This window comes from Actinobaculum suis, from assembly GCF_900102025.1.
Lineage (GTDB): Bacteria > Actinomycetota > Actinomycetes > Actinomycetales > Actinomycetaceae > Actinobaculum > Actinobaculum suis.
Genome location: NZ_FNAU01000007.1, coordinates 1 through 15,045 on the forward strand (window position 1 = coordinate 1; position 15,045 = coordinate 15,045).

8 protein-coding genes are annotated in these 15,045 nt (G+C 58.3%); 7 read left to right on the forward strand and 1 reads right to left on the reverse strand.

The window, feature by feature from the left end:
- Window positions 1-69 precede the first annotated feature (69 nt).
- From BLT47_RS04730 to BLT47_RS04740, 3 genes are all read left to right on the forward strand, one after another.
- Window positions 70-1,776, forward strand: coding sequence for an MSCRAMM family protein (locus BLT47_RS04730; protein WP_143021771.1), 1,707 nt, complete (start codon window positions 70-72; stop codon window positions 1,774-1,776).
- 48 nt (window positions 1,777-1,824) lie between these two features.
- A complete protein-coding gene (locus tag BLT47_RS04735; RefSeq protein WP_074662257.1) occupies window positions 1,825-3,309 on the forward strand; it encodes a SpaH/EbpB family LPXTG-anchored major pilin in 1,485 nt (494 codons plus the stop codon).
- A 314-nt stretch (window positions 3,310-3,623) separates the two neighbouring features.
- Window positions 3,624-4,769 carry a class C sortase gene (locus BLT47_RS04740; protein ID WP_074662261.1) on the forward strand — a complete coding sequence of 382 codons (1,146 nt, stop codon included), beginning with the start codon at window positions 3,624-3,626 and terminating at the stop codon, window positions 4,767-4,769.
- Between the two features lie 89 nt (window positions 4,770-4,858).
- On the opposite strand, the gene BLT47_RS04745 is transcribed toward BLT47_RS04740, so the two are convergent.
- Window positions 4,859-5,383 (reverse strand): inorganic diphosphatase, encoded by a 525-nt coding sequence (locus tag BLT47_RS04745; protein WP_049620314.1) that lies wholly within the window; start codon window positions 5,381-5,383, stop codon window positions 4,859-4,861.
- A 325-nt stretch (window positions 5,384-5,708) separates the two neighbouring features.
- On the opposite strand from BLT47_RS04745, the gene dacB reads away from it, so the two are divergent.
- The 4 genes from dacB to tilS all read left to right on the forward strand — a co-directional run bounded on the left by dacB (window position 5,709) and on the right by tilS (window position 14,947).
- Window positions 5,709-7,211, forward strand: a complete 1,503-nt coding sequence (gene dacB, locus BLT47_RS04750; RefSeq protein ID WP_074662264.1) for a D-alanyl-D-alanine carboxypeptidase/D-alanyl-D-alanine endopeptidase — start codon at window positions 5,709-5,711, stop codon at window positions 7,209-7,211.
- 481 nt (window positions 7,212-7,692) lie between these two features.
- Entirely contained in the window at window positions 7,693-12,606 is a 4,914-nt protein-coding gene (locus BLT47_RS04755; protein ID WP_074662267.1) for an exo-alpha-sialidase, read from the forward strand.
- Between the two features lie 347 nt (window positions 12,607-12,953).
- On the forward strand, window positions 12,954-13,868 hold the full coding sequence (locus BLT47_RS04760; RefSeq protein ID WP_074662271.1) for a zinc-dependent metalloprotease: 915 nt from the start codon (window positions 12,954-12,956) through the stop codon (window positions 13,866-13,868).
- The gene (tilS, locus tag BLT47_RS04765; protein WP_256332526.1) at window positions 13,865-14,947 is read left to right on the forward strand and encodes a tRNA lysidine(34) synthetase TilS; all 1,083 of its coding nucleotides are present in this window, start codon (window positions 13,865-13,867) and stop codon (window positions 14,945-14,947) included. Before BLT47_RS04760 ends, tilS begins: the two co-directional genes overlap by 4 nt.
- Window positions 14,948-15,045 lie beyond the last annotated feature (98 nt).

Sequence of the window (15,045 nt, forward strand, 5' to 3'; positions counted from 1 at the left end):
TGCGCGGAATATGTTTTACGGGACATGGTAGAAGACTACCTTTCTCCGGCTGAACGCCGGGGCTAGCCTATGTCCACCAACAGGGGGTCAGGTCCCACCAAGCTCTCCCCTGGGGGAGAGGCCGGATGGGATGATCTAAACAGTGCCTCCTGGTGCCTAAAGGACGGTAACACCCCGGAGCAGATTTGGTACCGCTACCACAGGCTGTGGAATACCCAAGTTGCAGATATGGCTGGCGACTTCAGCTACACGCCCACTTTGAGCGTGCGTAAGAACGTGATTGATCGGAATAGTCCCGATGATCAGTTCGAGCTGACTGCTTCATTTGGTGATGTGAAGGAAACCGCTACCACAACCGGCACCGAAACCGGTTTGCAATCCGAATATGCGGGTCCGCTCCCGGTTACGGCCGGTACGAGCGTTACGGTTTCCGAAAAACTCACGACCGGTGGGGACATTGGCAGCGCCTATGCTCCGCGTCTGCAGTGCGTGAATGGCAACGGAGAAACCGTGGTGGATGCTGGCACCGATGCTCTCAATATTCAGGGCGATACGGCCAGCCACACCTTCCAGGTTCCCAAGGCGGTTAAATCCGGTTTGGATCTAACCTGTACCTTCACGAATGGTAAACCGCGGCACAGTTTGCGAGTGGTCAAGCTCGACGCCGATACCTCGACTCGCCTCCCGGGTGCGACGCTCCGTTTGTGGCGCGATGTTAACGGCGACGGCCAGTTGCAGGAAAACACCGATGAGCTGGTTGTCACCAATTCTGAGCAGAGGGTTCCGGACGCGGATGACGGCCGGGTCCTTACCCCCGAAGATGGAGTGGTTGTCTTCCCCGGTTTGCCGGATGGCAAATACCTGATTGAAGAGGTCAGCGCGCCGGAAGGCTTTGTGATTCGCGACCCCGAACGGGTAGAGATTTCTGGCGGAGATAGAAGCATCTGCTTCTTCAACTACCACAAGCGTTTCCAGTTCACGGTAACGAAGGTCGACGCCGATACCTGGGCGCCGCTACCTGGCGCAGAGCTAGAGTTGTGGCGCGATTCTGACGGCGATGGAAACTTCCGTCCCGAACAGGGCTATGACAACCCGGTTTACCCAGACAGCTTGCGACCGATTTATGGCAATGCTTCTACCAAGGTTGTTACCGATGAGCAAGGCGCCTTCACTTGGCGCGGTCTCGAAAAGGGCCAGTACTGGCTCACGGAAACCAAGGCTCCGGATGGGTTCAAAACCATCGAGAAACCAGTGTCGGTTGTGATCACCGATAAAGACGTGGAAATAATGCTTCCTAATGAGCGGATGCGCGGAACTATCAAGTTCGAAAAGCGCGCCGCGGAAGGTGACCGCCCACTCCTGGGTGGCTCGCAATGGAGGTTAACGTACCCCCAGGATATGGGCGGTCCCCAGACGTCAGTACAGTTTGAGGATTGCGTCGAGGCCCCTTGCACGGGTCCCGATACAGATCCCACTCCTGGCGTCCTACAAGTTACGGACCTACCTCTGGGCACTTATTGGCTTCAAGAGACGAAAGCACCGAGTGGCTATCAGCTAGATAGCTCCTCGCGTGAAATCACTCTTGGTTCGGATGAGCCATTCGCCTTGACAGGCGATCAGGCCATTCTCAACGAGCAGCGCACTGGTCCTGCGTTGCCGCTTAGCGGAGGAATCGGACGCGATATCTTCCGCCTTGCAGGGGGAGGAACGTTACTTGTTGCTCTCACTGTATCTCTAATCATGCTTGGACGCAGGCTCAAGGAGAAACTCGGCTAGTACAGCGATACACGCAGTCAGCGAGTTCCGATTTGAAGGGAATTACATATGGGCGCAAAACCTATGAAGCTAAAGCGTCTTATCGCTTTGGCCTTGGCCTTTGCCGTTGCGTGCATGTTTGGAGGCGCAGCCTTTGCTCGCCCCGCATTTGCCGCACCGGCGCTGGGCGATATGCCAACTGACAATGGTTCGATCATTGTCCACAAGCTGGAAAACAACCCTGTTGCAACCCAGCGTGGCGACGGCACGGAAATCAAGCCGGGCTTGGCCAACAAGCCTCTGGAAGGTGTTACCTTCCGCGTTACCCCGGTGAAGGGTCTGGATCTTAAGGACAATGCATCTTGGGAAAAGGTAAAGGACCTCACCTTCGATGCGGATCACAACCAGGTAAAGGCTGGCTCTGAGGTTATTAACCTTGGTTCCGGTCCGGTTGAGGGAGAACAAGAGCAAGATACCAATAGCGAAGGTATCGCGACGTTCGCAAATCTCCCGATTGGTGTTTACTTGGTGCAGGAAACCAACCCGGGCAATAACCCGATCACCAAGAAGGCGGATCCGTTCTTCGTGACGATCCCGCTGCCGTCGACCGGTGGTAAGTGGCTGACCAACGTTCACGTATACCCGAAGAATGACGTTAAGACTCCGGGTACCAAGGAAGTGACGACGGACGAGAACCTCCGCAAGATTGGCGATGAGATTCCCTGGACCATTACTACCAAGGCGACCCAGGATTCCCCGAGCCAGTACGGCGTTGTTGATCAGTTGCAGCCGTACCTCGATTACGTTGCCAATTCTGCTGGCGTGGAAGTAGAAGGTAAGGCGCTGACCCCGGATGTCGACTTCAAGGTAACGACGGGTGACGCTCCTGCGAAGCACGCAAAGATCGCGCTGACCGAATCTGGTCTGAAGCAGATCAAGGCTGGTAATAACGTTGTATTCACGCTGAAGACGAAGATCACCTCCCTGCCGGAAGGTGGAGTGGTGGAGAACACCGCGTGGCCGATCGATGGTCAGCTTGATCCGTTCGGCAAGTGGGATGGAACCCCGGAGAACCCGCCGGTGACGCCGCCTATTACCCCGACGGAAAAGCCGAAGTACGGTCAGTACCAGTTCAAGAAGGTTGACGCGCAGAACCCGGGGCAGCCTCTCTCTGGCGCTAAGTTCGGAATTTACGCTGACGAGCAGGGCACGAAGCTTCTTGCGGAAGCTACTTCTGATGAACACGGCGTTGTGAACTTCCCGGGTATCTACCTCGGTAAGGGTGACAAGGTAACCGAACGTGTTGTCTACCTGAAGGAAATCCAGGCTCCGGCTGGTTACGTGCTCAACGACACCGCCAAGAAGATCACCCTCAAGCCGGGTGCATACCAGCTTCAAGATACTGACAACGTGACGAACACCCAGCAAAAGGGTCCGAACCTGCCGCTGACGGGTGCGCAGGGCAAGCTCTTGCTGAGCGTTTCCGCGATCGCGGTGCTCGCACTTGCTGGTGGTCTGGCCTTCCGCAACAGCCGCTCCAAGGTGCGTGGCTAAGCACGGCCAGTAAAGCCAAACTCGGCTCCCTCCTTTTGAGATGCTTTAGCACTCGTCTTGAATGCTGAGCACTACGCACGCCGAGTGGCTATGCAAGAGAACGGGTGGGGCGTGCCCTGGAACACTCCAGGTACGCCCCACCCTTCCTCTATGTTTATTTCTGAGGCGCCGCGCTTCTTAAAAAAGATCGCGTTGCGCCGTGTAAAAACGGCATCGTTGCAAGACCCAGCAAAATTAGTTCGGGTACGCGTGCACGCGCCGAAATTTAGTGCGAACGGTCCAAACACGGTTTCCAAAGACTATTGGGAGTAGGGATGAAGCGTTTAGGCACGGCCTTTCTGGTGGGGTTCCTGGTGCTTCTGGGCGCCGGCTTGTGGTTCTACCCGAGCGTGGCCGGCTGGAAGGCTCAATGGGAACAGTCCCAACTGGTAGATGACTACGCTACTGAGGTAGACCATGCCGAACCGGGCAAAGCGGAACAGCTTGCCCAAGCTCATCTCTACAACGACGCCCTTTCCGCCGGAGCAGTGCTCGGCTCCAATGAACGCATCCCCGAAGGCGTCGGCCATCTGGCGGAAAACCCCGAGAGCGGGGAAAAAATCTTGCCCTATATGCAGCAGCTCAACGTGGGCGAGAACGATCTTATGGCCCGTTTACGGATTCCCAGCATCGACGTCGACCTTCCCGTATATCACGGGACCAGCGATGAAACCCTACTGAAAGGCGCCGGCCACTTGGAAGGCACCTCGCTTCCGGTAGGTGGCAAATCCACGCACACCGTGGTCACCGCACACCGCGGCCTAGCTAGCGCCACCATGTTCACGAACCTTGACAAAGTAAAGGAAGGGGACACTTTCACCCTCGAAGTCTTTGGCGAAATTCTCACTTACCGCGTGTTTTCCATTCAAGTGGTGCTGCCCGAAGAATCCGAAGAAGTACGGGTGCAAGAAGGGCGCGACCTAGCAACATTGATTACCTGTACGCCGCTCGGCATCAACACGCACCGGATCCTGGTGACCGGCGAACGCGTGATCCCCACCCCGCAAAGCGATATCGACGACGCCGGTAAAAAATCTGCCCTGCCGCGCTTCCCGTGGTGGGCGGTGGGGCTCGGCGTCGCGCTCCTCCTAGTGCTCGTGTACTGGGGTTACGAGATCCGCATCTACCGGAAAACCCGCAAAAATCTTCCCGACGCCGCCGCATCCGGTAACACGGGCGCGGCCAGCAACTCGGGCGCGGCAAGTAGCGAGAGCACAGCCGCCAGCGCGGGCACCGCGAACACAGCCGGCACAGTGGGCGTAGCGGGTAGCGAGGGCATAACTAAAATAGCCCCCGCATCCGGCAGTGCGGGGGCAAAGGCTAGCCGCGCACGCCGCCGTTCCCGCCGCCGCCGGCGCCGCATTGGTAGACATGAACGATTTGCGGGCGGACCCGAAAGCCCGCCCGCAACAAAGCCTTAAAACCTTCCGCCGCAGAAAGCGCCGGCACGGAAGCTAAAGCTCCGATAACCTAAACCCGATTTAGGTTTCCGGTTTAGGTGGCCGGTTTGCTATTTGCTATTGCGTTGCCTGCCGAGTTCCGTCGTGTAATAACCGGCTTCCTTCGCGCGGTCGTAGGAACGCTGGATTTCGGCTTCTGCCGCTTCGCGGCCTACCCAGTGGGCGCCTTCCACGGATTTGCCCGGTTCTAGGTCCTTGTACACTTCGAAGAAGTGTTGAATTTCCAGCCGGTGGAACTCGGAAACATCTTCGATTTCGGTACGCCACGAGGCACGCTGATCGGTTGCCGGCACGCACAGCACTTTATCGTCGCCACCCTTTTCGTCGCGCATGCGGAACATACCGAGCGCGCGGCAACGAATCACGCAGCCGGGGAAGGTGGGCTCTTCCAATAGCACTAGTGCGTCGAGCGGATCACCATCTTCGCCCAAAGTATCGTCAATAAAACCATAATCGTCCGGATAGCGGGTTGACGTAAAGAGCATCCGGTCCAAACGGATACGCCCATCGACATGGTCAACCTCGTACTTATTGCGGTTGCCCCGCGGAATCTCGATCGTGACGTCGAATTCCATCATGGTGTTGTCCTCCTCGATTACACCGCGCACTATATTTCCCTGGCTAGGGTCCCATTATTGCCGTCTTTTGTGCCAAGGGCCAACTATTTGGCTCTCAGGAGTTGTTTTCTAGTCAGATTACGGCCCGTCCGCCCGCGGCGCAGAGCGGAAACCCGCAATTCCCAACCGCGTAACAACCGCGTAACAACCGCGGGCACCGCCCGCGCTGCAGGAGCAGAAATCACGGGAGCAGAACCGCTGCGTGCCGCATAATCCTGGCGGCCAATCGCGGGCTGCGGCGCGCGCGGCGGCGGAAACCAGCTGAGCGTGCGAGAATGAGCCTGTGAAAAAGTCGTATGTGGTAGCCGGCGTCGTTATTACGCTACTAAGCGGGTACGGAGCTCTGGATGCAATGGATGTGGTACCCGGGCCGCTTACCGTGGCACCCAGTGTGGAACCGGTAGCCGCATACCCGCAGGCAGCCACGCCAGGCGCTGCCACGCCTGCGCTCGCCCCGGCAAACGAGACCGCGGAAAAGTATCGCCCACGCGTGGAACAAGCCCTGCAGGAATTCGCGGCTGATCCGCGCGCAACCAGCGACCTTTCTGTGGTGGTGCGCGATCCGGCCAGTGGGCAAACTCTTGCCAGCCTCAACCCGGATACGCCGCGCATTCCCGCCTCTAATCAGAAACTTCTCACCGCGGTTGCGGCCCTGCACGTACTGGGGCCCGATACGACTTTCCCCACCGTCACCCGATTGGATGGCACCACGCTCTATCTGGTGGGCGGGGGCGATAACCTGCTCTCCCCGGATAGCGGCAACCCGGAAGGTGTGGATGGGCACGCGGGCCTGGGCGAGCTTGCCAGCAGTACCGCGGCGCGCCTTAAAGAATCCGGAATTACCAGCGTTGACCTGCGCGTAGATGCCTCCCTATTTACCGGGCCGGCTTACAACACGCGCATGCACCCGGGTAACCAGGCTTACATTATGGAAATGGCGCCGCTCGCCGTGCATGGTTCCCTGGTGCCCCGCCACGGCTACCAACCAGACCCGGCGGGTAACGCGGCTTTGGTGTTTGCGGATCGTTTACATGAAGAGGGGATTGAGGTGCGCGGCGTGGCTCCCGCTCCAGCAGATGGTGGCGACGCCGCCGCAAACAGAGAATCCGGGCCGCAAGATAGTTCCGGGCCGCAAGCGGGTTCTGGGAGCGAGGCAGAAAATGGTGCCGATAGTAATGCCGCGGCCGGCACTCGCCAGGTCGAAAAGGCCAGCGCTCCGGAAACGGCCCGCGAACTAGCCCGCGTGGAATCGGCGACCGTACGCCAATTGCTCGATTATATGCTCACCGAATCGGATAATACGACGGCGCAAACTCTCGGCCACCTCATGGCCGTGGCCACCGGCCAACCCGCGGATTTCGAGGGGGCCGCAAAAGCCACCCGCACCGCACTTACCGAACTCGGTTTGCCGCTCACCGGCGTAGAAATCGCCGATAACTCCGGGCTTTCTGATGAAAACCGGGTAACCGCGAAATTGCAGGTAGCAATTATAGATGCCGTCTATTCGCACCAGGATCCTACCTATGGGGCAATCGGAGCCGGGCTGCCCGTATCCGGGTTGAATGGAACTTTGGATAAACGGCTGGGAGGCCCGGACACGGGCGGGAAAATCCGTGGCAAAACCGGTACTTTGGCCGAAGCCGTTTCAATTTCGGGCGTACTCACCACCCGCAGCGGCAATGTGCTCGAATACTCAATCCTAGTGAACGGTTTAGAAGACCGTTCGATACTGGATGCGCGGGCGGCAGAAGATGAATTTTTGGGCAAGCTCGTAGCGCTGGAGTAGTGCTGCCCGGGCGGGCGGAAGTTGGAAAACGGCGGGAACCGCATGGCGCTGAGTGATGAAAAAAACAGCCCGCTTGCGAATATGTCTGATAAATTCGCTGACCGTCGATAGTACGCGCAAAGGAGCTGTGCACCGCCGTCTGGGTGTGCGAAAATGCCGCGCTCGCGCGGGTCTTTCCAGGTTTTGCAGAAAAGGTTGAAAGGGATGCAAGGTTGCCCCTAATCCGGTATTCTCGGATTTGTCGGACAAGTTCTGTGTGCAGGGTCGCATGCTGAACTTGGGAGCGCCGCAGGCGCTTTGCGATAACTCGTCCATGTACTCAGTGCGCGCGTATCTGGTCCACGTTTGCCGCGCGGAAAACTTCCCAGTTTCCCCGGTAGCGGGATATTAGATATGCACGCGTTGTTTTTCGACGCCGGAGGGCACGGGGCTGTGCCGAAGCCGGCGTCGTTTGCAACACCTGAGCGTGAAAGGGAAACACATGAAAAAAGAGGGGATGCCACGCCCGTGGAAAGCATTCGCGGTCACCGTGGCAACATTGGCACTTACCGTATCGCCCCTAACGGTATCTGCCACACCGGTGCACGGCGAACAGAGCTCGCCGAGCTCGGCACAACAAACTGAAACCACCGCGCCCACGATAGAAACGCAAGAGCGAGCCGCACCGGCCGAGCAAACAGCACCGGCCGAGCAAGCCGCGCCGGCCGAGCAAGCCGCGGAAAATACTGACCCGGGTGCACAAAACTCCGATAGCTCGGCAAAAACGCCGGAAGCTTCCGGCGCTGTGACTAATCCTGCCGCAGAGTCGGTAGCTAACACAGCAGAAAATGACGAGGCTACAACCGCTGAAAATGGCAAGGAAGCCACCGCGGAGAAAAACTCGCCGGCTGAAAAAGAACTCACTTTGCGCAATACCTTGCCCGAATATGAGCTTCCAGGAAAGCACGTAACAGATGTTATGAAAGCTCCGGGTACCGAACGGCAGTACCTGGGCCAACCAGATCTGATTCGTACTCGCACTGGTCGACTCATTTCTGCTTTCCCGCAAGGCCACGGGCACGGACCACTCATCATGATGGTCTCCGACGATGAAGGAGAAACCTGGAAGGAAAAAACTAACACTCCCGAATCTTGGAAGGGATCCCAAGAAACCCCCACGCTTTTTGTACTCCCGCTAGCCGAGGGTAAAGAACGCCTGATGCTGGTTACCGCCAACCCTGGTTGGGGCCGCGATAGTGCGGGTTTCCAGTACGGCTGGAATACCTCTTATTCTGATGACAACGGCGAAACGTGGACGGAATACAAGCACTGGTATCCGCGCCGTGCCGCAGACAACAAAGACAATGACGCAATTGTGGCAATGGCTTCTCTGGTGCAATTGCGTGACGAAGCAGGTAACCCGATCCCCAAGTGGATGGGTGTTTACCACAACCACGATTTCGTCAATTTCAAGACCTATTTGACGTTTGAAAATGGCGTTGAGAACTGGACCGAACCAGAGCCTTATCTGGCGAAGTATCGCGATAAGGAGTCCGCCTGGCAGATGTGCGAAATCGGTATGTTCCGTTCTCCGGACGGGAAACGGATCGTTGGCATTTCGCGCAGTCAATCGCACAATAATTTGCCCGGGATGATCTACTCCGATGACGAAGGTGAAACCTGGTCCGAACCGGTTTCCATGCCAGGTTCTTTGGCTGGTGAACGGCACAAGCCCACATATGATCCGGTGAGCGGACGCGTAGTTATTCCAATGCGGGAAATCCGCTACGACCTCAATGGCAACAACAAATTTGATGGTCCAAATGACTGGCGGGCCGGCAACTGGGTTGCTTGGGTTGGTACATACGAACAACTCATGAACCGTGAAGACGGCGAGTACCGCATTCTGCTTGGCCGTGATTACGCAAACAACCGTTACGGTGGGGATACCGGGTACACCGGCGTCGTCACGCTGCCGGATGGCACGTTTATTATGCATTCCTACGGCCACTGGGATGAAGCTTTCTCTAAATCCTGGGTGGATCCGAAGCGCAAGAGCTATTTGGTAACTACAGACCTTGCTTATATCAAACAAGCAAAGTTCCGGCTCGCGGACGTGGAAGAAGCCCAGCAAGCAAGTGAGGGTTCACAAGGCGAGGTAGAGGTTCTTAACCCGAAGTTCTTGCAGGTGTCTTTGGAACGTACAGATGATCTTGGCGCACCTGTTATGGAAGGCGATACGCTCACCTTCAAGATCACCTATAAGAACCTTTCTGATCGGACTATTACCGCCTACCCGGATTCCACGAATCTGGATAACGTTCTTACAAGTCACAATAAGAACTGCCGGTGGGGCAAGCTGCTGGCTGGAGATACAAAGGGATGCCCGTTCCCGACCTATAAGGTGACTGCAGAAGACGTTGCAGCGGGAACCTTCACACCTTGGGTATCTTTCCGTGCGACGACGGACGCGGCCGGAAACGACGTACTCGAGCCCAATATTCGCGCGGAAGCCGAACCGATCAAGGTGGTTCCCGGGAAGCGGGAGAAGGAAGATCCGGCGGCCACTCCCGCCCAGCGTGGCGATATGGAAGCGGTGCGCTTGGCCCGAGCGGGCGATGATTACACTTGCTACCGGATTCCGGCTCTAGCTAAGGCAAAGAACAGCTGGCTGCTGGCCGCCTATGATGGCCGGCCCGGTTCTTGTGCGGATGCCCCGAACCCGAATTCGATTGTGCTTCGCATTTCTAAAGACGGCGGCGCTTCCTGGGAAAAGCCCACGGAAATTGCTACCGGCCATGGCACTATGCAGTCGGCCGATAAGTACGGCTATTCGGATCCGTCCTTCATAGTCAATGAGAAGACTGGCCGCATTCACGCTTTCTTCGTGAAGTCGTATGATGCACGCTTCCAGGATTCGCATGCTGGTACCGATCCAGACCAGCGCAATGCCTTGCACGCCGTGGTCGCCCATTCGGACGATAACGGTCTGAACTGGAGCGAACCGAAAGATATCACCGCGGCAATCACCAAGGATCCGGCTACGCGTTCCCGCTTCGCGGCTTCCGGTGCCGGTATTCAGATGAAGTACGGTGAACATGCCGGCCGGCTCGTCCAGCAGTACACAATGACGCAAGCAAACGGCAACTATGCCGCCGTTTCCGTATTCTCTGACGACGATGGCGAAACCTGGCAAGCAGGTGAACTGTTCGGCGTCGGCATGGATGAAAACAAGGTGGTAGAACTTTCCGACGGCCGGCTTATGGTCAACTCGCGGCCAAGTTCCGGGCCGAACTATCGGAAGGTAGCGATTTCGGAAGATGGCGGCCAAACCTACGGGGACGTGTGGGTGGAAACCCAACTGCCGGACCCGCGCAATAACGCCTCCATCATCCGTGCCTTCCCGGATGCCCCGCAAGGTTCGCCGGAAGCGCGCGTGCTTCTCTACTCCTCGTCTTCCCCGCAAGGGCGCCAAAACGGCCTGGTTCGTATTTCTTACGACGACGGCGCTACCTGGTCGCGCGGAACCCAGTTCAACACTGGCTACATGGCCTATTCGACCATGGCCGCGCTCGGTGACGGCCGCTACGGCATCCTCTACGAAGGCGGTTCGGGTAACTACACGAACGACATCATGTTCGCCACCTTCGGCCTGGACTGGATCGGGGCACTCCCGTTAGCTTCCGGTAACCCGGAAAGCGCTGTGCATCGCGGTGCCGATTCGACTATTTCCTTCACCCTCACGAACCTGGGTAAGGAAGCGCTCACCGGGCTCACTTTGATGCCAAACCTGCCCTCTGGGTGGCAAGCCAAGACAGACCAGGTGGAAGTACCGACTTTGGAACCTGGTAAGGAAACCAAGGTGGAAGTGCCGGTAACAATCCCGGCGGGAGCTTCCGATGGGGAATACCCGATCTTCGGGCTCGTGACCCGCGAAATCGACGGTAAGGAACAGCTGAGTAATGCGCGGGCACATGCCAAGCTGACGGTGCGGGAAGGCGAAAGCAACCCGGTAGCTGTCAAGGTAACGCTCGCTTCGGAATTGCCGGCCGAAACCTCCAAGGATAATAATGGTACAAGCAACCTGTTCGATAATGATCCGGCCACTATCTGGCACACCCCGTGGGGTCAGCAAGCCAGCCTGCCGATGAATATTGATCTGCAGTTGGAAAAGCCCACCCGCGTGGTCCGGGTAGAAATACTGCCGCGCGGCAGCGGCGGTTCCAATGGCCGTATTTCTGATGCCGAACTGTGGGTGGGGCCGGATGCCGAAAACCTGCACCAGGTGGCTTCGAGCCAGTTCCCGAACTCCGCGCAGCCGGCAAACTTCTTCCTCGATGAAGAAGTCTCTTACGTGCGTATCAAGGTGACGGGAACCCACGGTGACGGCAGTGCTAACCGCTATGTTTCCGCCGCCGAGCTCGGCGTCTACACGATGCCGGCCGCAACCACCACCGATACCGAAGAAGGTACTGAAGGTGGCACCGAAGGCGGCGACCAAGGTGGAAGCCAGGGTGGCGACCAAGGTGGCGATCAGGGTGGCGACCAGGGTGGAAGCCAGGGTGGCGACCAGGGCGGCGACCAGGGTGGCGACCAGGGCGGTGACCAGGGAGGCACCGGTAGCGATACCGAAACCCCCGCGCCTACGCCAAAGCCGGATACACCTGCGCCAGCGCCTGCGCCAGCGCCTGCTCCTGCTCCGGCCAAGCGCGGCGTGTGGGCCGAGAAGAACGACCCGCGCGGTATGTTCTACGTGAACGCTTGGGGTCAGGGCCAGGCTGATCGCACGGTCAACTACGGCAACCCGGATGATGAGATCATCTTCGGTGATTGGGATGGCGACGGCGTGGATACGCCCATGGTGCGCCGCGGCAATACCTTCCTCGGTACCAATCGTTTCGGGGGAGTAGCCGAGTTCGAATTCACCTATGGTTCGCCCGAAGATACCCGCGTGCTCGTGGGTGATTTCAACGGCGATGGTAAGGACACGATCGCGGTGGTGCGTGGCAACCAGGTACTGGTTCGCAACAGCCTCACCTCCGGCGTCGCCGATGCGACCTACGCTTACGGCAACCCGGGCGATGAAATTCTGGTTGGAGATTGGAACGGGACCGGTAAAGACACCTTGTTGGCCGTGCGCGGCAACCGGTTCTTCGTGCAAGCCAAGCTCACGGACAGCGTGGCCACGCACGAATTCGCCTACGGAAACAATAGTGATAAGCCGATCGCTGGCGATTGGAACGGCGACGGGCGGGATACCGTGGGCGTGGTGCGCGGCAACCACTTCTACCTGCAAAACGGGCTGCGCACCGGCGTTGCGGATGAAGTCCATGCGTACGGCAACGCCAAGGACTCAGTCCATATCGGTGACTGGGACGGCGACGGCATCGCCACCCCGGCAGTCGACCGCCGCTAAACCTGGCCGGTGCCGGCACCGCGAAATCTGATACAAAACCGGCACCGTTAGACCGGCTGTAACCAGCGGGAGGGGCAGAACCACTACGGTTCTGCCCCTCCCGTTTACTATTGCCGAAGATGCCCGCCTCCATGGAAACCGTGCTAGCAAAGAGGCCTAAATGAGAGTGCTGTTGATATAAGGACAGAGCAACAATTCATTTTCCCCTGTCTCACGCCAAATGTGTCGGAGGTCCCGGCTAAGGTATACACATGGAACTGACGGGGAATTTTGGTGCGGGACTATTGGGCGCGAAAGCGCGGGGAAGCAGAGCCGGGAAATCCCGGCCCGGAACAAGGAATCCCCGCGTGGATCCAATCGCGGCAGGGGCGCGTGGTTTAGCACAACTGATTGCCGGGCGTGGCCCGGCAGCACCTTTAGGTACCGCGAAAGCGGTCAATACAGTACTGATCACGCAAGCTAAGCGGGCACGCAATTTGATTCCGCGGCTTACCGAATTAGACGTCGATCTTTCCGAGGTGCGGGTGGGGGCCGTGAGTCGAGCAGATTGGTTGGACGGAGCCTCCTCGGCCGCACAACGCACGATTGGTGATGTTTCTGGTCTGCCGGAAGTACCGTTGGTACCGCTCATTTATTCCTTCATGGCACGAAATGTAATGGGCCAATACGAACCAATAACGGATACGATCATGCTCGTTTCGCCTAATCTCTACCATTTCGAACGCGAATACGGCCTAGAGCGAGAAGAACTAGCTTTGTGGACGGCCGCGCACGAGTTCACCCATGCCGCGCAGTACCGGGTAGCCCCGTGGATACAAGAAACCTTGGCCGGCTATGTAATTAGCGGCGTCAACAAGGGCGATAAAAAGGCGACTGAAAACATCAACGCCCTAATGAGCCTGCTCGAGGGTCACGCCGAATACATTATGAATACCGTCCCGCACCGGATAGTTCCATCCCGCCGCCGTCTCGATATGTCAATGCTCGATCGGCGCAACCGCCGTTCCCGTTTGCAACACGTATTCGAATGTTTTGGGCTCAACTCGAAAGCCGAACAGTACCAGCAGGGCCGCGCCTTCGTGCAGGCTGTGGTTGCACAAGTTGGCCTGCACGGTCTTAACCAGGTGTGGGAAAAGAGCGAGAACGCTCCTACCCTGTACGAAATCTATCGCCCCTCTCTCTGGGTCGAACGGGTGGTATATGGCGCGAGCGAAGAAGAAGCAGCAGAAAACAGCCAGGGCAGCCAGGGAGTCGCCCAATGATGGCTGGGCCACCGCCTGCTTTTGCGCAAGCACGGCGCACCCTGCGCCGCTTGCTCGCCGAAACCGGGCTACCGGCCGGCACCCATTTGGTGGTTGCCGTTTCCGGCGGATCAGATTCCTTAGCCTTAGCTCATGCCGCGCTTTTCGTGGGCCGGCGCGAAGGCTACCCGGTATCCACAATCACGGTGGACCACGGGATCCGGCCCGAATCTGCCGCGGAAGCTACACAAGTAGCTCACACTATGCGCGAATGGGGAGCTTCTGAGGCTCGGGTCGCCAAAATCGAACTCTCGGCAGCTGCATCCAGCCCGGAAGGGAGCGCCCGGACCGGCCGTTACCGCGCCATTGCCGCCTACGCACGCGAAATCGCGGGCGCTAGCCAGCTTCTGAGCACTGGTCTTTCAGCTTCGAGTTTTCTGCCCGGCGTGGCCGTACTGCTGGGCCACACCATGAATGACCAAGCCGAGACGGTGCTTTTGGGGCTCGGCCGCGGCTCGGGGGCGCGGTCTTTAGCGGGCATGGCCCCAGCCGGCCCGCTCCCAGAACATGCGGACCTGCTTGCCTTGCGCCCGCTCCTGGATATCACGCGCGAAGATTTACAGGAAGCACTGGCCGCAGAACAAATTTCCTGGGTTGATGACCCAAGCAACCGGCCCGATGGGCCCTGGCGGTCAGCTAGCGGAGAATCCCTCACCCGCGCAGCCATTCGCCACCAAGCCCTCCCGGCACTGCGGGACGTACTAGGCCCGGGAACCATGCAGGCCTTGGCACGCACCGCCAAACTCTTGCGCCGCGATAGCGAATACCTGGAAAGCACCGCCGAAAATATTGCCCGCCGCCTCGCCGCAGGCGAGCGGGGTGAGTACGGCGTCGGCGAACTAAAACAGCTCCCGCCAGCACTGCGTTCGCGCGTGCTGCGAATCTTGGCACAATGGGCAGGTGCCCAGGAACTAACTTTTGCGCACACGCAAGCCCTGGAAGCGCTCGTTACCGGCCCGGGCGGAACGCGGCAAACTGATCTTCCCGGGGTGAAAGCGGTGAGAAGTAACAACCAGTTGCGCTTCGAAGGCATAAAGTAGCAAGGTACACGGCACGCGCGCGCCGCGGTTCTGTAACGTGTACACACGTACATCCGGAAACTGGCACAGCCAGCCCGCCGGAAATAAACAACCCACCC

What these genes read in the sequence shown, in the direction of transcription:
- BLT47_RS04730 (WP_143021771.1), top strand. Translation starts at nt 70, where the DNA reads ATGTCCACCAACAGGGGGTCAGGTCCCACCAAGCTCTCCCCTGGGGGA.
- BLT47_RS04735 (WP_074662257.1), top strand. Translation starts at nt 1,825, where the DNA reads ATGGGCGCAAAACCTATGAAGCTAAAGCGTCTTATCGCTTTGGCCTTG.
- BLT47_RS04740 (WP_074662261.1), top strand. Translation starts at nt 3,624, where the DNA reads ATGAAGCGTTTAGGCACGGCCTTTCTGGTGGGGTTCCTGGTGCTTCTG.
- BLT47_RS04745 (WP_049620314.1), bottom strand. Translation starts at nt 5,383, where the DNA reads ATGGAATTCGACGTCACGATCGAGATTCCGCGGGGCAACCGCAATAAG.
- BLT47_RS04755 (WP_074662267.1), top strand. Translation starts at nt 7,693, where the DNA reads ATGAAAAAAGAGGGGATGCCACGCCCGTGGAAAGCATTCGCGGTCACC.
- tilS (WP_256332526.1), top strand. Translation starts at nt 13,865, where the DNA reads ATGATGGCTGGGCCACCGCCTGCTTTTGCGCAAGCACGGCGCACCCTG.